This is a genomic window from Nocardioides ginsengisegetis (genome assembly GCF_014138045.1).
Lineage (GTDB): Bacteria > Actinomycetota > Actinomycetes > Propionibacteriales > Nocardioidaceae > Nocardioides > Nocardioides ginsengisegetis.
The window spans coordinates 3,309,696-3,328,681 of record NZ_JACGXA010000001.1 but is presented as its reverse complement, the minus strand read 5'-3'; the positions used below and the strand labels follow the sequence as shown (position 1 = coordinate 3,328,681).

The following is an 18,986-nucleotide window of genomic DNA, read 5'->3' as shown; positions in this document are numbered from 1 at the left end:
ACGGTGCTCGGCGCTCGCGCCGGCCTTAGGCCGGCGGTCCCACCGCGCAAGTCGGTGGGAAGAGGCAGTGGTCTGGTCAGGACCCGGGATGGTTGGGCGGCTGTCAGTCTCGTTCGTGCGGATGACCTGCGCGCGGTTCCCGCGATGTTCGAGGCCATGCCGCACAAAGATCCGTGGGTCCGGTTGGGCGATGCTGCCGCGACGCGCACATCTGACGAGTTCGTCGAACGCATCCGACTGTTCGGCGTCCCAGCAGCGGCGGTGCCCGAGCACGTCCCCAACGTCGAGGTGCCATGGAAAGCGCTGCGAATCACCGGTGCACTGGCCGGTGCCTCGCTCGACGGCGCACTGGTCGTCGACCTCTCGTCGCTGTGGGCCGGACCCCTCTGTGGACAGATCCTCGGTCGCGCCGGCGCCCGCGTCGTCAAGGTCGAGAGCGCGCGTCGGCCGGATGGTGCGCGGGCGGGAGAGCCACGCTTGTTCGACTGGTTGCACGCCGGGCAGGAGAGCGTTGCGGTCGACTTCACCCTCGCCCAGGACCGGGCCTCGGTTGCGGACCTGATTCGGTCGGCGGACTTCGTCATTGAGGCGTCCCGTCCCCGAGCCTTGGCCCAGCTCGGGTTGTCCCACGATCAGCTCGACCTGCGTGCGGGCACAGTGTGGGTGTCCATCACTGGATACGGTCGCGGTCGACCCGACCTGGTCGCTTTCGGTGACGATGCTGCCGCGGCCGGCGGTCTCCTGGCGAGGTCCCGCTGCGGCCCAGTCTTCTGCGCCGACGCGATCGCCGACCCACTGACCGGGGTGATCGCGGCACTGGCCGCCGTGGCCAGCCGCGCCGCGGGCGGCGGGCACCTGCTCGACGTCGCGATGTCGCAGGTGGCAGCCGCGTTCGCGGGCGCCGAGCTCGGGTGCTCAGGCACGCATCGCATCGATCGGCGGCGGACTTCGTGGTTCGTCAGGTGCGTACGGTCCGGCGATGAGCAACGAGTTCTCGGACCACGCGCGCCTGAGCTGACTGGTCACGCGCGGCGGTTGGGGGCTGACAACGACCGGTGGCTGGCGAGATCGAGTGCCTAGGAGCTGCTGGCATCGTGCACGATTCGGCCGCTGATCAGGGTGAGCCGGACGCAACCCTTGTCTGGCGCTTCGAGCGCCTCGACGAGCGGCCGGTCCAGAACGACGAGGTCGGCGGGCGCCCCGACGGTGATCGCTCGTGGCGGCCCGCCGGGGTTGTCGAGGGCCGAGAGCATTCCCCTGAGTGCCACGTCCGCGGCGACTCGCTCGTCGGCACCCAGCAGTCGACCCGACCGCGTCCTGCGGCTCGAGGAGGCAGCGAGAGTCGCCCAGGGGTCGGCGTCGCCATACGGTGCGTCACTGCTCGGTGCTGCACGCACACCGGCGTCGAGCAGGCGGGCGTACGGCCACAGGTCGTCTCGATCCTCTGGATCCGACCGGTTCCAGTAGTCGTCGCCGCGACGGGTGACCAGGCTCGGTTGAGTGACGACGGTCAGGTCTCTCTTCGCCACCTCCGCGATCAGGTCGTGGCCGGCGACTGCTGCGTGCTCGATGCGATCGCCTCGTGTCGTGCCAGCCAGGTCGAAGGCTGCCAGGGTCAGGGCAAGCGCGGCGCGGGTCACGCAATGGATCGCGACCGGACGGGACCTCGCGTGCGCGCCACGGATCTGCTCGACCAGGCCATCGAGGTCGAGGGGTTCATGATCCGGAACGACCAGCTTCGCCGGCCCGATCGTCAGTCGTGGGTGAGCGTGAGGCCAAGCAGCGGTCGTCATCAGTAGCACGTGCTGTTCCACCGCACCCTCGGAGACTGCATCCGCGACCAGCTTCAGATGGGTAACCCCTGGTGTTGCGTCGGCGACGTGCGTGACGCCGCACGCCGCCAAGCGTTTCCCGACTGTTCGGAGGGAGAGATCGCGACGCCGAGGGAGGGATCGAGCGACTGCTTCGCTGAGCCAGTGGTCGGCCCGCCACAGGCGGCCGGTCGGCACTCCTTCGCCATCTCGTTCGACGCCTGGTTGCCCGGCTTCCGCCACCTCCAGACGGCTGACCGCAACTGTATTGAGGATCCAGAGTGCGCCTGAGCGGTGTTGGACGCGCGTCGGAACGTCGCCGGTGAGGGTGTCGAGCCTGTAGCGGTCCAGCTCGCCGTGGGCGACGTCGTCGTAACCAACGATCCGGATCCAGCCGCTCTCGTCGGGACGGCAGTCACGGAGGGCGAGTGCGAGGTCCGTGGGCCGCCCGGCGAGGTCGATCGACTGGTCGTGCGCAGCCATCGCCGCGAGGTGCAGGTGATGGTCCGCGAGGCCAGGGATGAGGGCTCCGCCGCGGACATCGACGACCGCGTCACCGGGCTGCTCCCTCAACCCTCGTCCGAGCTGGGTGATGACGCCGCCCTGGATGCGGCAGTCGAACGTCCCGACGCCGTAGACCTCAGCCCGATGCAGGAAAAGTGCCGGGGCGGTGTCGGTCACGACTCGCCTTCCGACGACTCGAGCTCGTCGACGAGCCCCCAACGCAAGGCGGTCTCGGCGTCCATCCGATGGCCGGTGAGCATGATCCAGGCGGCCCGCCATCGACCGATGCGTCGCGTGATGCTGACCGTTCCGCCCGCCCCGGGAACGAGGCCCATGGAGATCTCGGGCAGCTGGAAGTAGGTCGCCTGTGTGCAGGTGACCCGACCTCCGAAGGCCGCCATCTCGACGCCCGCTCCGATCACGGCACCGTGAACCCTGATCCAGAGCCGTTCGTCCAGACGGTTCCGCAAGTCGTCCAAGAGGCGCCAGGGAGCCCGGTCGATCCGCACCAGGTACGCCGCGACGAGATCGACCGCGGTGCCGAACTCCGCGAGGTCGCCGCCGCTGCAGAACGACTCACCTGCTCCGGAGAGTGCGACGCTCGTGATCTGCTCATCGAGCACTGCGAGTTCGAGGGCGCAGAAGAGCTCCTCCCGCATCGCCACGCTGAGGGCGTTGCGCCGGGTGGGATGGTCGAGCTGCACGCTCAAGCGATTGTCCGAGCGTTGTAGCCGCACGGGGGCGGCCGGCAGGTGGGTCGCTGCTCGCCTCTCTCCTGCGCAAGACAACCAGTCGGCGAACTCGCTGCCGCCCAACAGCATCGAGTACACCGCCGCTTCTGCGGCCAGGGCGGCTGTCGTCTCCAGGTTGGGTGTCTGGCGTAGCAGTTGGCCGAGCGCAACTGCAGCTTGGGGTTTGGCCTCGACCGTCGCCCTCAAGCCCTCATAACTGGTCTCTGGATCGCTCACCTGGATGAGTTCGCCAGATGGGGACACGATCTTTGGACTGCACAGGGTCAGAGTCAGGGCTTCGATGAGCGGCCGGACTCTTGGTGGGGGAGGCTCGGAGGTGATCCCAATCGTGAGAGGCAGCGAACGTCTGATGGCCGCTGCGGTCTCGGAGATCCGTTCGAGAGGGGCGTCGAACCAGTCTGTGAGTCGAATCCGGCGGACGGCTGCTCCGGGTCGCCCATCCGGTCCGATGTCGAGCCTGGTCAAGCCCCACTGCTCGCTCACTTGGCGAGCCTAGCGAGCGCGACACGGTTCGTGACATCGCTGCAAGGAGCGGCCGCCGTGGCCGAGGGTATTGTGATACGCATGTGGAGAGAATATGCTTCTCACGTCGGTCAAGGGACGGTCTCTTGCGTCGCGGTAGCGGGGGTTCAGGCATGAACCATGTGGAGAAGTTGACTCTCGACGAGCTCAGGTCGGAGAGTCGGGGCGCCGCCTACGTCGATGATCTGCAGGTCGTTGAAGGTCAGACGTGGCTCACCCTCGTGTACCCCACGCGTCGCGTCGAGGTCGCTGTTCCGGCGGTGCCGGATCTCAAAGCCTATGAGCGTCCCAAGGCGCTCAAGGTGGTGCTCGCAGTTCAGATCCGGTGCCTCGACGAGGGTCTCAGGTGCAGCGTGCTCGGAAGCTCACCCGGACGTGGGCCGACGCGGAGACCGATCACGGACGGCCAGGCGCTCCGGGCGGCAGCCGCAGGCATTCGGACCGTGTTCGAAACCAAGTGACGTGCGCTGATGCCATCAGAAAAGCATGGCATTTACGGTTGACGAGAATCGAGTTACCATCGTCAAGCGTCCGCCACCGTGCAGACGTAACTCATGGGTGAGGTTGTTGACATGACGGCAGACGGTCTCGATCGCTCGTCGACCAGTGAGTACCCGGTCGCGGAGGTGCCGGCCGCTCGGGGCATTGCTCCCAACCCGGGCGCGAACGACCCGCTGGTTGATCTCTGGCGGTGCGAGTTGACCGCTCAGCGTCAGTTCATCGTGAGTGCCACCAGCCTCGGCGTACTGCGGGTCTCGTCGCTGGCGACGATCCTGCTAGACCTGGCCACCGAGCGTCACCACGACGTGGTTGAGTTGGCGAGCGCGCTGATTGCGATGGGCAAGAGGCTCGACGCGGCATCAGGCGACGGCTGCGTCTACGGGGTGGCCACCGCCAGCGAAGCTGTGAGCTTGGCTCTTCACAACGACGCGGAGATCGACAGGGCGATTGTTCGCTACGCGGATGCCTGTCGGAGGGACGGCGACGTCTCAGGTGAAGGGCTCGCGCGCCGGATCGCCCTGGTGCACGTGAGCCGCGCGGCCCGGGTGCGGCGCCTCAGCATGCGCGTGGATCGCCGGGAAACACTTCGCCTGCTCACGCGAATCGACCGCAAGAAGGTCAGCACGGCGAGTCGCGTCAAGGCCGCCCCCCATGTGTAAACGGCGCCCCCGAAGCGACCTCTCGTACCGCACCCCCGATGGAAGGCCCTCGTTGAGCCCGAGATTCTCAGTTGCCCATGATGTTGGAGGACCGATGCTTCGTCTTCGTCTTCGTCCAGGCCGTAGCCGTGGCCGCGCCGGGTGGGCCCACGGGTTGCGGTCTGCGGCCCTTGTCGTGTCCGCGCTCGTCCTGGCGGCCTGTGGGTCCCAGCTCGATCCCGGGACCGTCGCGCAGGTGAACGGGGAGTCGGGCCAGGCAGGCTCAGCCTCCGGTGAATTCCCGACGAGCGGTGACTCCCCGGCTGGGACCTTACCGGGCGGCAGCGCCGCAGGAAGCGGCGGTGGCTCGGGGTCGACCGGTGACGCCGGCAGTGGCGGCTCGGGCGACACGAGCGGTTCGGGCGACGGGCCCCCGGCTGTCTCCGGCCAGCAGGGCTCCTGTGCAGGGTTCAAGAACGGGCCCGGCATCACCGACGACACGATCACGATCGGCAACGCCGCAGATGTGTCCGGACCGATTCCCGGCCTGTTTGAGTCCTCGCAGGAAGCCACGAAGGCTTTCGTGGCCTACTTCAACGCCACCAGCGAAATCTGCGGGCGCAAGCTGGAGCTGAATACCTACGACAGCCGCACCGACGCCGGCGGTGACCAGCAGGCCTACACCGCAGCCTGTGACGAGGTGTTCGCGATGGTCGGGTCGATGTCGGCGTTCGACCACGGGGGTGCCGGGACCGCCCAGAGCTGCGGTCTGCCCGACGTCCGCGCGCTCGCGGCGACCTCGGCACGCAACGACTGCTCCACCTGCTTCTCGAGCTTCGCCTCGGACGTCAACGAGGTCAGCAACGACTACCCCACCTTCATCAAGGCGCATTATGCCTCGTCCGCAGACAAGGTCGCCCTGCTCTACATGAATGCCGGTGCCGCGGTGGAAATTGCAGACAACGCCGTGGCCGCCTTCACCAAGCAGGGTCTCGACATCATCTACGACCAGGGGATCGATGTCACGGAGTTCAACTACTCGCCCTATGTCCAGCAGCTCAAGGACAAGGGTGTCGAGGTTGTCTTGTTCCTCGGGGCCTGGCAGCAATCGGTGAAGATGGCGCAGACGATGCAGCAGATGGGGTACCAGCCGAAGCTGTATCTGCGTGACGCTGGCGACTACACCGCCCCGTACGCCGAGCAGGGAGGGGACGCGGTCGAAGGGACCACGGTCGCTCTGAGCTTCACGCCGTTCGAGGAAGCTTCGTCGAACCCGGAGCTGTCGCTCTACATGAGCTGGCTTCAACAGGTCAAGCCTGGTGCTTCACCCTCCTTCTTTGGCGTCTACTCATGGTCCGCCGCGCGGCTCTTCGTCGAGACCGCCGCCAAGCTTGGCGGCAAGCTCACCAGGGCGACCCTCCTCGACGCGCTGAGCAAGGTCGACAACTGGACCTCGCAAGGCTTGACGGCGCCGCAGCACGTTGGTTCCAAGCGCACGGCGGGCTGCATGCGCTACCTCCAGCTGGAAGGTGGCAACTGGAAGCCGTACGGCGGCACCAAGTACATCTGCTCAGGCACGACTAGAGTCGGGTAGAGCGTCATGAGCTCGTTCTTCTCCTACACGATCTTCGGGCTGTTCTCGGGGGCCGCCTACGCGATCGCGGCCTCCGGTCTGGTGCTGACCTACACCACCACCCGGGTCTTCAACATCGCGCACGGCGCCTTCGGCATGGTGCTCTCGTTCGTGTTCTGGGACTTCAGCGTCCGCCAGGGGATCCCGCTGTGGCTGTCGCTGATCCTGGTCCTGTTCGTGGTGGCGCCGGCGATCGGGTGGTTCCTGCAGCGGTTCGTGGTGCGCGGTCTCGGTGAGGGTCCGGTGAGCGTCTCGCTGGTGGTGACGGTGGGCATGCTGGTGTTCTGCATCGGCATCGCCACCTACTACTGGCCGCCGGAGGCTCGCTCGGTGGCGCCGTTCATGCCCGGCCACGGCATCCAGCTCGGCGACACGTTCGTGACCGCCCACCAGATCATCACGATCCTGGTCGCGGTCGCGGTCGCGGTCGGGCTCTACGTGCTGCTGACCCGCACCCGGATCGGCACCGCGATGCGGGCCTCGGTCGACAACCCCGAGCTGCTCAAGCTGTTCGGTGGCAAGCCCGACCGGGTCGCCGCGCTGGCGTGGGCGATCGGCATCTCGTTGGCCGCCCTGTCGGGGATCCTGCTGGTCTCGGTCGTGGGCCTGGACTACTACGCGCTGACGCTGCTGGTCGTGAACGCTTACGCCGCCGCGATGCTGGGTCGTCTCAAGAGCCTGCCGATGACGTTCGTGGGTGGGATGGCGCTGGGCCTGCTGACGTCGTACGTCGCGGGCTACCTGCCCAGTGAGGGCTGGCTCAACGACCTGCGCAACGTGGTCTCGCCGCTGTTCCTGTTCGTGGTGATCGTGGCGATGCCGCAGGCCCAGCTCCGGGTGGGGCAGGTCAAGGGCATCGTGTCGGCGCCGCTGCCGTCGTTGTCCAAGGCGCTGGGCTGGGGCGTCGGGCTGCTGGTCCTCACCGCACTGCTGACCGGCAACATGTCGACCGCCCGCCTGCTGCTGCTCGGCACGGCCGCGACCTACGCGATGGTGATGCTGTCGCTGGTGCTGCTCACCGGTTACGGCGGGCACGTGTCGCTGGCGCAGTTCACCTTCGCGGGTGTCGGAGCGTTGGCCTACGCCAAGCTCGATGAGCCCAACCTGGCCGGGCTTGTCCTGTCCGCGCTGATCGCCGCCGGCGTGGGTGCCCTGGTCGCGCTGCCGGTGCTGCGGCTGACCGGGCTCTACCTCGCCCTGTCCACGCTGGCGTTCGCGGTGCTGATGGACAAGCTCGTCTTCCAGGCCCACTTCGCCTTCGGCTACAACGGCAGCCTCACCGCGCGCCGGCTCTCGATCCTCGGCACCTCGATCACCTCCACACTCGGCTACGTCCTGGTGATGACGGTCTTCCTGGTCCTGATGGGCTTCTTCCTGCTCTTCATCCGCCGCGGGGTGCTGGGTCGGGTGCTGATCGCGATGCGCGACAGCCCGGCGGCCTGCGGCACGCTCGGCCTGGACATGCGCTGGTTCCGGGTCGGCCTGTTCGGCCTGTCGGCAGGCATGGCTGGTCTCGCCGGTGCGCTGTTCGCGGGGCTGCGCGGCACGATCGGCGCCGCCGACTTCCAGTTCTTCCAAAGCCTGCCCCTGTTGCTGCTCGCGGTGGTCTTCGGCGTCACGTCCGTGACCGGTGCGACGTTGGGCGGGGTCGGCCTGATGCTGCTGCCGGTGCTGGGGAGCGACTACCCGTCGATCGCCGGGCTGCTGCTCGCGCTCATCGGCTTCGGTGCGGTCGCGCTGGCTCGTGACCCCAACGGCCTGGCCAACCTGCTGTTCAAGGCCGGCCGGTTCCTGGAGAAGCGGTACGCACCGCAGCTGCTCGCCCGGTTGCCGCAGCTGCCGGGCCGCGGCTCGACCGTCGACGCCGGCTACGACGCCGACGATCCCGATCCCGACGCTGTTGTTGACCCCGCCCGGGAGGTGCCCGCTCATGTCGCTACTTGAGGTCGACGACGTCGTCGTCCAGTTCGGCGGGGTGACCGCGGTCAACCACGCGAGCTTCGTCGCCGAGTCCGGCAAGGTGACCGGCCTGATCGGGCCCAACGGCGCCGGCAAGACCACCTGCTTCAACGTGATCAGCGGGCTGCAGAAACCGACCCGGGGCAAGGTGCGCTTCGACGGTCGCAGCGTCAACGCGACGCCGGTGCACCGCCGCGCCAAGCGCGGGATGGCTCGGACCTTCCAGCGGCTCGAGGCCTTCGGCTCGCTGACCGTGCGCGACAACGTGCGGGTCGCCTTCGACATCCACCGTGGCGTGACCGGGATGATCCGGCCCGCGGCCGCCAACGTCGACGCCCTGCTCGAGCGGGTCGGGATCGCGGCCTACGCCAAGGAGCGCGCGGACTCCATCCCCACCGGCACCGCCCGGCTGCTCGAGCTGGCGAGGTGCCTGGCCTCCGATCCCAAGCTGCTCCTGCTCGACGAGCCGTCCTCGGGTCTCGATGAGACCGAGACCGACGCCTTCGGCGAGCTGCTGCGCGACCTGGCCGCCGAGGGTCGCGGCGTGCTGATGGTCGAGCACGACATGGACCTGGTGATGGCGGTCTGCGACGTGATCCACGTCCTGGACTTCGGCGAGGTGATCGCCTCGGGCCCCCCGGCCGCGGTGCGCGCCGACCACCGCGTCCAGCAGGCCTACCTCGGCTATTCCGACGAGGCCGACGTCGAGCTCACGATGACCGACCTCGCCGCGGTCGACGAAACCGCGGAGATCCCGGCGGTCCGGACGGGAGCAGAGCTATGAGCATCCCGATCCTCGAGGTCATCGACCTGCACGCGGCGTACGGCCGGATCGAGGTGCTGCGGGGGGTCAACCTCAGCATCCCCAAGGGTGCGGTGATGGCGCTGCTGGGCCCCAACGGCGCCGGCAAGTCGACGCTGACGAAGATCATCAGCGGCCAGAAGCAGCCGACCAGCGGCGACATTCACCTCGGTGGCGTCAACGTCCGCAACGCGCCCTCGGAGGAGCTCGCGCGGCTGGGGCTGTGCACGGTGCCCGAGGGTCGCTCGGTGTTCCCCAACCTGACCGTCGAGGAGAACCTGATCCTGATGTCGTACGCCGGTGTCCCGAGCGGGGCCGTGCTCGAGACGGCCTTCTCCTACTTCCCGCGGCTGCTCGAGCGCCGCGGCCAGTTGGCCGGCACCCTGTCGGGCGGCGAGCAGCAGATGCTGGCGATGTCGCGGGCGCTGGCGTCCGACCCGGCCCTGCTGCTGCTCGACGAGCTGTCGATGGGGCTGGCTCCGCTGATCGTGGACGAGCTCTACGACACTGTGGCGCAGATCGCCGAGTCCGGCGTCTCGATCCTGTGCATCGAGCAGTTCGCACGCACCGCCCTTCGGGTGTCCGACTACGCAGCCGTCATGACCGGGGGACGCATCGTCGCCACCGGTGAACCGGCAGAAATCATGGAGACCATGTCCGACGTGATCCTGGGCGGTGCCGCATGAACCACTCCACGAAAAGCCTCGCTCCTCTCCCCTTTCCGCAGGGACCCCAGAAGAGCATGAATCGGTTCTTCGTCCCACTCGCCGCAGCCGCCCTGGCCGGCGCGATGCTTCCGGTCGCGACCGGCGGCTCCGCGCATGCCGAAGACGGCGGGGACGCCCCGGCGTTCAGCGGCTTCAGCACCACCTCGTGGTCGGCGCCGGTCCGGCTGGAGATCTACGAGCCCACGATCCCGCTCCCGGCCACCCCGCAGATGGAACTGAACTTCGGCTACAGCAGGGTCGAGGCCGACTCGACGAGCTCCAACGGCCGCGCCAGCTGGATGTGGCCCGGCGACTCGATCGGGGAGGGCGCCAAGGTGATCGTCGAGATGCTCGGCCTGCCGCCGGAGCTGTCCGGACCGCTGGCGGCCCAGGGCTATCCGGTCCAGGTCAACTCGACCTTCCCCTCCGGCGAGAACACCCAGTCCGACCAGCCGTTCCCGGGCACCGTGATGACCACGACGGCATCGCAGGACCGGACCACCGCCTCGACCGGCTACTCGACCAACTGCGACGTCTCCGACGGCGACACCGGCGGCTCGGGCGGCTCCGGTGGCGATGGCGGCGGGGACAGCCCGATCCCGGGTATCCCCGGCCTGCCCGAGCTCCCCGGCATCCCCGGGCTGCCCGGACTCGGCACCTCCGGCGGCAATGTGCACGAGCAGATGGGCCTGGCCGCGCTGGGCAAGACCAGCACCGGCAAGACCACCACGACGCCCTCGCGACACCGTTCCGGCAAGCGCACCGGGGTCACCACCGCGGCCGAGGATGGTGGCGGCGAGGCGGCCGAGTGCCAGTTCCCGCCGCAGCTCGCCGCTCTGATCGACCTCGGCGGCTACATCTCGTCCAGCCGCAGCGTCTCCAGCGCCGACGAGGTGGTGGCGACCTCGCGCGCGGCGCTCGGTGACGTCAGCATCGCCGGCGGCGTGATCAGGATGTCGGGCATCAACGCCCGCGCCGTGTCCTCCAGCAACGGCACGAAGACCAACGGCGAGGGCGCCGCGGCGTACGGCACGATGACGATCGCCGGGCAGGAGTTCGGGATGGGGCCCGAGGGCTTCACCGCCGCCGGGTCGCCGGCCCCGATCCCCGGCCTTCCCGACGACCCGACCAAGGCGCTCGAGGCGCTCGGGGTGCACATCACGATGCCCAAGCCGGTCTACACCCGCGACGCCGACAAGATCACCACCACCGTCGAGGGCCTGGTCGTCGACATCGACACGTCCATCCTGCGGCACAAGCTCGACGCGCTGCCCTGGAACGTGTTCACCGACATCGTCAACCAGATCCCGTTCCCGCCCGAGGCCGGCCCGCTCAAGAGCGCGCTGCTCTCCGCGGTCACGTTGGCGCCCCGGTTCGTGCTGCACCTCGGCACCGCCACGGCCACCGTCCAGACCGTGCAGGGCATCGACATCCCGCCGGTGGTCCCCGACAACGACCCCGGCGGCGACGACGAGGGCGGCACCGGCGGGGGCACCGACACCAGCTCCTCGGGAGGCTCGGTCCCACCCGGGTCGACCACCCCGACCACCGGTGGCGACACCACCCCCACCGACACCGGTGACAGCACCACCGAGGCCACCGAACCCGTGGCCGCCGGGTTGCCCACGCTGTTCTCCATCCCGGGCCTGCTGCTGTTCGGCGGCATCGCCGTCGCCTCGGTGGCCGGGTCCTACTTCCGCAAGCTCGGAGCCGCCGCCCTCGGCGGCGGCGCCACCTGCCCGCACGGCCTCGACAGTGGCCTGCCCGACCTCCGAAAGGCCTGAGCCATGACCACCACCCCCCTCACCAACCAGGCGAGCGGCACCACCCGTGCCAGCGGCTCCCGGATGGGCACCGGCACCGGCACCCTGCCCCGCGCCGGGACCCGCCCGGCCACCGGCGCCGCCCCGCTGAAGAACAACAACTACGCCCTGCTGCAGGTCGTGCTGTTCTGGGCCGGCGCGATCCTGCTGCCCCTCGGCCTCGTCGTCATCGTGCTCGGCTGGTACGGCGCCGCCAACACCCCCTACCAGTACGACCAGCTGTCCTACCTCGTCTCCGGCGGCCTGCTCGGCCTCGGCCTGACGTTCGTGGGTGGGTTCCTCTACTTCGGGGCCTGGCTGGCCCGGATCGCCGACGACGGCCGCGAGTCGTCGAAGCGGCTCGCAGACACGCTCCTGGTGCTCGCCGACGTGACCTCGCGCTCGGCCGCGATCAGCGAGGGCGGCGTCGACATCGCAGCCCTCCCCGTCACCGCCGGCGACGGCACCACCATGCACCGCCGCGACTGCGCCCTCATCGCCCACCGCGAGGACCTACGACCCGTCGGCGAGAACAACGCACACCTCACCGCCTGCCGGGTCTGCCACCCCTGAGGCCCCCACGGGTCAGGCGTCCTGATGTCTCAGCTCTCGGACGAGCAGATGGACCTCGCCACTGTGCCCGGCGAGGACCCATCCCCCGCAGGCACCCCCACCGAGGGGAGTGGCGCACCTGAGCCCGGCGGCCCGCCGCCTCGGCCTCGACCGGGACATCCCACCGTCTGCGCGGCGTGCCTGTGCAACTCCGGACACGACGTCGATTGCCCGCGCGGCACGACCAAGGCAGATCTTGTCCGGTCCAGTGGGGCTTCCAGCAAGGATTGATCTTCGACCGTCGTGCAAGACGGCCTCACTCGCGTAGGAGAAGACTGATTTCGCCGCGGTGCCGCCGATGAGGTACAGCGCCGCATCGACTGCGGCCCGCATCGCCCTGGTGTCAGCCGGACGCGGCAACCCAGCCGAGAGCGTCGAGAAGCGGACCACTCATCTCTGGGGTGCAGACCACGTGATCGGTGCAGGTCTTGCCGGTCTGAGTCCTGTCAGGCCGGCCGCTCTCCAGAGGAACGACGGTGAGCCCGGCCGATCGCGCGACGGTGAGCGGCACGGTGTCCCAGACCGGACCTGCGCCGCTGTGGAGGTAGCCGTCCGCGTCGCCGCGGAGGACTGCCAGGGTTCGCGCGCCGACGGATCCCATCTCGTGCAGGGACGCCCCCACTCGCTTGCCGACTGCCGACGCGAAGCTGGGCGCGTACTCGTGGTCGACCAGGAGGATGCGAGGACCCACGGCCGGCGAGGGGGGGAGCAGTCCGTCCGCAGCCGAGTAGATTCCTCCGTTGTCGGGCTGAGCGATAGCCGCCGCAGTGATTCCTCGTCCGCGCTCCCACAGCGCTAGGTTCACGGTCCAGTCGGATCGGGGCGGACATCCGAAGGCGTCCATGCCGTCAAGCGGGTCGAGGATCCACACTCGCTGCACCCGGTCGAGCGGCAAGAGCTCACGGTCGGGGTCGGCGACGATGAAATCGTCGGGACGCTCCTGCTCGAGCCGGGACACGAGAAGCTCCCGCGAAGCATGCAGACCGCGCTCGGCAAGGTTGGAACCGAGCGAACCGATCGATGCGCCCCCAATGCGCATCGAGGTCAGCAGCTCCCCGGCCATGTAGGCCAAAGAATCGGCGAGTTCCTCATCGGCGGTCTTCTCCCGGACGACCCGAACAGGTGGTTCTTGCGACAGCGCGGTGAGGATTCTGCTCATCAGCTTGGCTCCATCTGGGTAGGCGGGCTGGCCTGGCGAAGAAGACTCGTCGACCGCTGCGTTTGGTGTGACGTGCACCACGAGTGTGCGTTACCGTTTACGGAGCGTCAAGGGATAGGGTCGCATCCACTACGAAATACTTGACATGTAGGCAAAAAAAATTGAACGACCGTCAAACACCTCCCCAGACCGCCTGGGACGCCAGCGAAGGACTGACTTCCATGACCCGGATGTGCTCACAGAACGCCTCCGTGCTCGCTGACCCTGCTGCGCAGCGCGATCCGGACCGTCTGCACGCGATCCTGACCGGGATCCGCGCCGAAGAGCCGGTCGCGTGGGTCGACGTTCCTGGCTACGCCCCGTTCTGGGCGATCACGCGGCACGAAGACATCCTGGCGATCGAGCGCGACCACCGGCTCTTCACGAACTCTCCCCGTCCGGTCTTGATGACCGCGGAGGCGGACGCGGTTCAGGCCTCCTACGGGATCGCGACCTTGATCCATCTCGACGACCCTCGCCACAGGCTGATGCGGGCCATCGGAGCGGACTGGTTCCGGCCGAAGGCAATGCGCGCGATGAACCAGCGCATCGATGTGCTCGCCAAGCGGTACGTCGACGAGATGCTCAGTCGGGAGAGCTGCGACTTCGTGCAGGAAGTGGCCGTCCACTTTCCCCTCTACGTGATCATGTCTTTGCTCGGCGTGCCCGAGAGCGACTTCCCGCTGATGCTCCGCCTGACCCAGCAGATGTTCGGGGCGGATGACGACGAGCTGAAGCGCGATGAGGCTGGCGACAGCATGGACGTGATGGTCGAGCTCTTCACCTACTTCAGCGAACTCACCACAAAGAGACGCGCTCAACCGACCGACGACTTGGCTTCTGCCATCGCCAACGCAGTGATCGACGGCGAACCCTTGGATGACATCGAGTCGATGTCCTACTACGCAATCATTGCCGGTGCTGGGCACGACACCACCAGCGCAACAATCTCCGGGGGGCTCCAGGCGCTGGCGGAGCGGCCCGACCAGCTGGCTCGGCTCCAAGCCGACCCCTCCCTGCTGCCGTCAGCGGTCGAGGAGATGATTCGCTGGGTGACACCGGTCAAGGCGTTCATGCGCACGGCCGCGGAAGACACCACCATCCGTGGGGTCAAGATCGCGGCAGGCGACTCCGTTCTCCTGTCGTACATGTCGGCGAACCGCGATGAGAACGTGTTCTCCGCCCCGTTCACCTTCGACGTCTCGCGCGAGCGCAACGCCCACGTTTCCTTCGGCTTCGGCGTGCACTTCTGCCTGGGAGCCGCTCTGGCCCGAATGGAGGTCATGAGCTTCTTCGCAGAGCTGCTGCCGAGGCTGAGGTCCCTCGAGCTGGACGGAAGCCCCGAGTTCGTGGCGACGACCTTCGCCGGCGGACTCAAGCACCTGCCGGTCCGCTACGCGGCCCGATGACGAGACCGGCCAGGGAAGTCGACCAGTAGAGTGCGGACCGCGATGGATTCAGCCGAAGAGCCACGGCGAGGGCGACACAGCAGTGCGCCGTCGAAGGGTGACCGTCAGCGCGAGCGCATCATCGAAGTGACACTCGACCTTCTCACCACGACCTCGATCGCCGATCTTTCCGTGGCGCGTATCGCCGACGGTGCCGGGATCGCGCGCTCTGGTCTGTACTTCTACTTCGACTCCAAGTACGCGGTCCTAGCCGCCGCGTTGGACGACGTCTGGGCGGAGTTCGACGAAGCCCGCACCACCCCGGTGGTGCTCGACTCGCCCCTCCCGGTCGGCTCTATCGGGCAGATCCTTCGCAGAGCGGCCCAGGTCTGGAAAGCCCATGGGCCCCTGCTGAGTGCTTGTGAGCAGGCGCGCAACCAGGATCCTCGCCTAGGTGTCATGTGGCGCGCCTTCATCGAGCGAACAACGATCCCGGTGACTGCGATGCTGGTCCAGCAGCGCGATGCCGGCCGGCTCAAGCCGGTGTCCTCGAACCTGCCGAAGCTGGTGGAGGTTCTCGTGCGGATGACGGTCGGTGCGCTGCTCTCCGAGATAGAGACCGGCGACGACGACTCGCTCGATGCTGCAGTCGACCCGCTCAGTGCCGTCTGGGTAGCAGCGCTGACGTCTGGTTCGTAGGTCCAGCTGGGGTGACCGGCCGGTTCGGGGCTATGACAACGAGGCATTCGCTCGGGGCGAACGAGCTCCCGGCCTAGCCGCCGCCGTAAACCCTGAAGGCATTCGAGCTGAACACCTTCTCCACTGCCGCCCGATCGCGAGCGGCGGCGACGTCCGCAACGATCCGGACCAGGTCGACATAGCTGGCGACGGGCCGATCGATGGGGTAGTTGGAACCGAACATCACGCGGTCGTCCCCGAACTGTTGAAGCGCCTCCTCGACGAGCGGCCCGACAAGGTCCTGCAGCGCGCTCAGGTCCTGATGGGCGTTGAAACCGAGGGCTGGAAAGGCAATCCCCGATGCTTTCGCCACCACATTGGGTTCCGCGGCGGCCTCTGCCATGCCCTCGCGCCACTGAGCCAGGATCTGAGCTCGTCTTTGCGTCGTGGAGCCAGTGCCTTGACCGAAAGGCCCGAATGCCCCGACCGGGGTTGCAAGGTGGTCCAAGATCACCGTGGTCTGCGGGTACTCGCGGGCCAGGCGCACGACGTCCTCGATCTGATGGGAGTAGACCCAGGTATCGAAGGAGAGGCCGCGCTCGGCGACGGCGGCGAATCCGTTCAGGAACTTCGCGCTGCTCAAGGTTCCGGGTGCTTCGGCGGCACTGACCACACCGGGGTCGGGATGCCACGTGGTCATGAGTCGAATGCCACGCAGGCGTCCGCTCGCCTCTGCATGCCGGTCCAGCAGGTCGGGGACATCCGGACTCCGGGGGTCGGCGAGCGCAACGATGCCCACGACGCCGGCCCCAGACGACTGTTCCGGCAGGGTCGAAAGCCACGCCGTCTCGGCGACGGGGTCGGCCCAGGCTCTGCCGCTCTGGACGTGGATCAGCCCGGTCACCGGGCTGAAAGCGGGTTCGCCAGGAACAATGGAGTCTAGGGTCAGGTTTGCGGGCAGGTAGGCGCCGAACATCGTTTCCGGTGCGAGGACGATCGCCCGATGCTGCAGGGGCGTGTGCTCTGCGAAGGCACGAAGAGCAGTCTCGGGATCGTCTTGGTACAGCTCGGCGGCGCCGCCTGAGTCCGGCGCCCCGTTGAGGGGGTCCCACAGATGGACGTGGCTGTCGATGATGGTGGCGGGTAGCACCGGGTTCATGGCTCTTGGGTTGTCGGAGTCAATCAGAACTGAACTGACGGCCGGCCTTGCTGAACGCCTCGAGGTCGACCTTTCTGCGCAGACTCGACGAGGTCTCAAGGTCGAGCGCCGCAGCCAGACTGAGGTTCTCTCCCCGCGCGTACAGGTCCATGAGGTCTCGGCTGGCGTCATTGAAAGGAATCTCGTGCGCCAACTTCATGGCGTAGGAGACCAGTTGGTCGTGAGCCACCACCTGGTTGACGAGGCCGATCCTCAGCGCTTCCTCGGCATCGACGAACCTGCCGGTGAGGGAGAGTTCGCGGGCGATGCGAACCCCGACGGCGCGGGGGAGCAGGGCTGTGAGTCCCCAGGTGGCGACGACGCCTAGCCGGGTATGGGTGTCGGCGAACCGAGCCTTCCCCGAGGCGATGATGAACGAGCAGCTCAGCGCGACCTCCAACGCTCCGGAGATACAGGCACCGTTCACGGCGCACACCACGGGGGTGCGCATCGAGCGGATCGCGCGGGCCGGGCTGGCAAGAAACTGAGCTTCGGCAGCCGGGGGGTTGTCGTGAATCTTGAAATCCACGCCGGCGCTGAAGACTGGGTCCACTGCGGTGAGGACGACGGAGCCGATGGTGTCGTCGAGTTCGGCGGCGACCATCGCTTGAACCAGTGCGCCACGCAATGGGGCGTGCATCGCGTTCTTGGCTTCAGGCCGATTGATCGTTAGGAGGCGGACGCGACCGGAGTCCTCGCTCGTCAAGAAGTCACCGGTCATACCGTGGCCACGATCGTGCTGTTGTCCCAGGACAGGACTCGTGCGTCTGGGGTGAACCGCATGAAGATCTTGTCTGCGTAGTAGGTGGCCGTGCGCTCGGACATGCTGGCCAGCCCTCGGAACTTCTCGTACTTCGCCGCGAGCATCTCGTCGAGGCGCTCCTGCTCGTCAGGGTCTTCCACGAAGGTGATCGTGCCGGTCATCTGCACTGCCGACAGCTCCTGCCACGCGCGACCTGACTCGACGAGGAAGGATGAGCGAGGGTTGCGCCGAACCCGGGTGATCTTCTTGGCGCTGGCGGGGGAGGAGAACACCAGGGTGTGGTCGTCGACGACGAACCAGACGGGGAGCGTGATCGGGTCTCCATTGCTCCGCAGAGTCGTGACGATCCCTGTGTGAGCGTCATTCAGCTTCTGCCAGACCTGGTCCGGGGAGAGACGCACTCTCGTGGCTCCTTCATGTGAGAACTACGTTTGCATCAGGTGCAAACCCTAGTCTCCAATGTCCAGATACAACACCGCTAATGGCTCCCATTCTTCGGAGCCGGCCAGTCCAGATCAGAACCCGAATGTCGCCAGCGTCATCGTCGGCCCGCGCATCGTGAGCAGGTCCGCGACTTCGCAGGCGGAGCGGATCGCAGTCGTGCCGTGCGCCTGGCGCTAGAGCGTCTTCGGGATGCCGGTCGCTTTCGAGAAGAGCGCATCGCTGAGCGCCGACGGGAAGACCCGCATGTAGGCGTGCGCGCGGGAACCCTTACCGACGAGGTAGCGCGGACGAGGCTTCTTGTCGTTCAAGGCACGTTCGACGGCCACGGTGATCTGCTCGGGAGAGGAGATCACGCCGTCCATCAGGTTGATCGCCTTGTGCATGCCCTGGATGTGCTTGGCGTACAGGACCTGGTGCTCCGGCTTCATCTTCGCGACGTTCTCGTCGTGCTGCTCGTGTGAGTCCTTGCTCATGTCCGTGTCGATCTGGCCGGGCTCGATCAGGCTCACCTTGATACCCCAGGGCCGGAGCTCGTTGCGAAGACAGTCCCCGATGGCCTCGAGGGCGAACTTCGACGCTCCGTAGGCGCCAAGGCCGGGGGTTGCAACCCGACCGCTGGTGGAGGAGATGAACACGATGCGTCCTTGCGCCCTGCGGATGGCAGGGAGAGCGGCCTGGGTCACGGCGGTGCCTCCGACGACGTTCACCTCGAGCTGCCAGCGGAGGTCCTCGATCTCCAGAGACTCCACGACGCCGCCGACCGCCACGCCGGCGTTGTTGACGAGCGCGTCGAGGCGCTCGGGGAGCTGGCCCGGGAGCTTTGCGATGTGGTCGCTGTTTGTGATGTCCAGTTGAATCGGCGTGACGTTGCGGTGTTCGCGCATCTGAGTCGCGTCCTCATCGGTGCGGACGCCGGCGTACACGTCCCATCCGTTCCGCGCGAGCTGTAGCGCGATGGTCTTACCGAGGCCGCGAGCGGCGCCCGTGACGAGAACGGTTCGCTTGCCTTCACCTGAACTGGAAACATCATTAGCCACCTTTCGATAGTGGCCTATCCGTTTACGGCATGTCAAT

18 protein-coding genes are annotated in these 18,986 nt (G+C 67.5%); 11 read left to right on the top strand and 7 right to left on the bottom strand.

Features of this window, described 5'->3' with window-relative positions; genetic code table 11:
• Window positions 1–144: 144 nt before the first annotated feature.
• Window positions 145–1,080 carry a CoA transferase gene (locus tag FB382_RS16045; protein WP_182540748.1) on the top strand — a complete coding sequence of 312 codons (936 nt, stop codon included), beginning with the start codon at window positions 145–147 and terminating at the stop codon, window positions 1,078–1,080.
• Here FB382_RS16045 and FB382_RS16040 read toward each other — a convergent pair.
• Window positions 1,077–2,492 (bottom strand): amidohydrolase family protein, encoded by a 1,416-nt coding sequence (locus tag FB382_RS16040; protein WP_182540747.1) that lies wholly within the window; start codon window positions 2,490–2,492, stop codon window positions 1,077–1,079. The two genes, FB382_RS16045 and FB382_RS16040, sit on opposite strands and share 4 nt — an antisense overlap.
• Window positions 2,489–3,550, bottom strand: coding sequence for an enoyl-CoA hydratase-related protein (locus FB382_RS22955; protein ID WP_182540746.1), 1,062 nt, complete (start codon window positions 3,548–3,550; stop codon window positions 2,489–2,491). The genes FB382_RS16040 and FB382_RS22955 overlap by 4 nt, the downstream gene beginning before the upstream one ends.
• 152 nt (window positions 3,551–3,702) lie before the next feature.
• On the opposite strand from FB382_RS22955, the gene FB382_RS16030 reads away from it, so the two are divergent.
• The 8 genes from FB382_RS16030 (at window position 3,703) to FB382_RS15995 (ending at window position 12,204) form a co-directional block, all read left to right on the top strand.
• Complete coding sequence (locus FB382_RS16030; RefSeq protein WP_182540745.1) at window positions 3,703–4,050, top strand: hypothetical protein; 348 nt, start codon at window positions 3,703–3,705, stop codon at window positions 4,048–4,050.
• 111 nt (window positions 4,051–4,161) lie between these two features.
• A complete protein-coding gene (locus FB382_RS16025; RefSeq protein ID WP_182540744.1) occupies window positions 4,162–4,749 on the top strand; it encodes a hypothetical protein in 588 nt (195 codons plus the stop codon).
• Window positions 4,750–4,924: 175 nt separating this feature from the next.
• On the top strand, window positions 4,925–6,322 hold the full coding sequence (locus FB382_RS16020; protein WP_182540743.1) for an ABC transporter substrate-binding protein: 1,398 nt from the start codon (window positions 4,925–4,927) through the stop codon (window positions 6,320–6,322).
• A 6-nt stretch (window positions 6,323–6,328) separates the two neighbouring features.
• The gene (locus FB382_RS16015; protein ID WP_182540742.1) at window positions 6,329–8,305 is read left to right on the top strand and encodes an ABC transporter permease; all 1,977 of its coding nucleotides are present in this window, start codon (window positions 6,329–6,331) and stop codon (window positions 8,303–8,305) included.
• Window positions 8,292–9,104, top strand: a complete 813-nt coding sequence (locus FB382_RS16010; RefSeq protein ID WP_182540741.1) for an ABC transporter ATP-binding protein — start codon at window positions 8,292–8,294, stop codon at window positions 9,102–9,104. Before FB382_RS16015 ends, FB382_RS16010 begins: the two co-directional genes overlap by 14 nt.
• Complete coding sequence (locus FB382_RS16005) at window positions 9,101–9,808, top strand: ABC transporter ATP-binding protein (protein ID WP_182540740.1); 708 nt, start codon at window positions 9,101–9,103, stop codon at window positions 9,806–9,808. Before FB382_RS16010 ends, FB382_RS16005 begins: the two co-directional genes overlap by 4 nt.
• Before the next feature lie 56 nt (window positions 9,809–9,864).
• On the top strand, window positions 9,865–11,613 hold the full coding sequence (locus tag FB382_RS16000) for a hypothetical protein (RefSeq protein WP_182540739.1): 1,749 nt from the start codon (window positions 9,865–9,867) through the stop codon (window positions 11,611–11,613).
• A 3-nt stretch (window positions 11,614–11,616) separates the two neighbouring features.
• Complete coding sequence (locus tag FB382_RS15995) at window positions 11,617–12,204, top strand: hypothetical protein (RefSeq protein ID WP_182540738.1); 588 nt, start codon at window positions 11,617–11,619, stop codon at window positions 12,202–12,204.
• 382 nt (window positions 12,205–12,586) lie between these two features.
• Here the strand turns inward: FB382_RS15995 and FB382_RS15990 are convergent, their stop codons facing one another.
• Window positions 12,587–13,402, bottom strand: a complete 816-nt coding sequence (locus FB382_RS15990) for an FIG domain-containing protein (protein WP_182540737.1) — start codon at window positions 13,400–13,402, stop codon at window positions 12,587–12,589.
• A gap of 221 nt (window positions 13,403–13,623) precedes the next feature.
• On the opposite strand from FB382_RS15990, the gene FB382_RS15985 reads away from it, so the two are divergent.
• Together FB382_RS15985 and FB382_RS15980 are read left to right on the top strand one after the other, a co-directional pair.
• Window positions 13,624–14,850: a cytochrome P450 gene (locus FB382_RS15985; RefSeq protein WP_182540736.1), complete on the top strand. Its 1,227-nt coding sequence runs from the start codon at window positions 13,624–13,626 to the stop codon at window positions 14,848–14,850.
• Between the two features lie 42 nt (window positions 14,851–14,892).
• A complete protein-coding gene (locus FB382_RS15980) occupies window positions 14,893–15,528 on the top strand; it encodes a TetR/AcrR family transcriptional regulator (protein ID WP_182540735.1) in 636 nt (211 codons plus the stop codon).
• A 73-nt stretch (window positions 15,529–15,601) separates the two neighbouring features.
• Here the strand turns inward: FB382_RS15980 and FB382_RS15975 are convergent, their stop codons facing one another.
• The 4 genes from FB382_RS15975 to FB382_RS15960 form a co-directional block, all read right to left on the bottom strand.
• The gene (locus tag FB382_RS15975) at window positions 15,602–16,666 is read right to left on the bottom strand and encodes an amidohydrolase family protein (protein ID WP_182540734.1); all 1,065 of its coding nucleotides are present in this window, start codon (window positions 16,664–16,666) and stop codon (window positions 15,602–15,604) included.
• A gap of 19 nt (window positions 16,667–16,685) precedes the next feature.
• On the bottom strand, window positions 16,686–17,426 hold the full coding sequence (locus FB382_RS15970) for an enoyl-CoA hydratase-related protein (protein WP_182540733.1): 741 nt from the start codon (window positions 17,424–17,426) through the stop codon (window positions 16,686–16,688).
• Complete coding sequence (locus FB382_RS15965) at window positions 17,423–17,869, bottom strand: pyridoxamine 5'-phosphate oxidase family protein (protein ID WP_182540732.1); 447 nt, start codon at window positions 17,867–17,869, stop codon at window positions 17,423–17,425. The genes FB382_RS15970 and FB382_RS15965 overlap by 4 nt, the downstream gene beginning before the upstream one ends.
• A gap of 216 nt (window positions 17,870–18,085) precedes the next feature.
• Window positions 18,086–18,949 carry an SDR family NAD(P)-dependent oxidoreductase gene (locus FB382_RS15960; RefSeq protein ID WP_182540731.1) on the bottom strand — a complete coding sequence of 288 codons (864 nt, stop codon included), beginning with the start codon at window positions 18,947–18,949 and terminating at the stop codon, window positions 18,086–18,088.
• Window positions 18,950–18,986 lie beyond the last annotated feature (37 nt).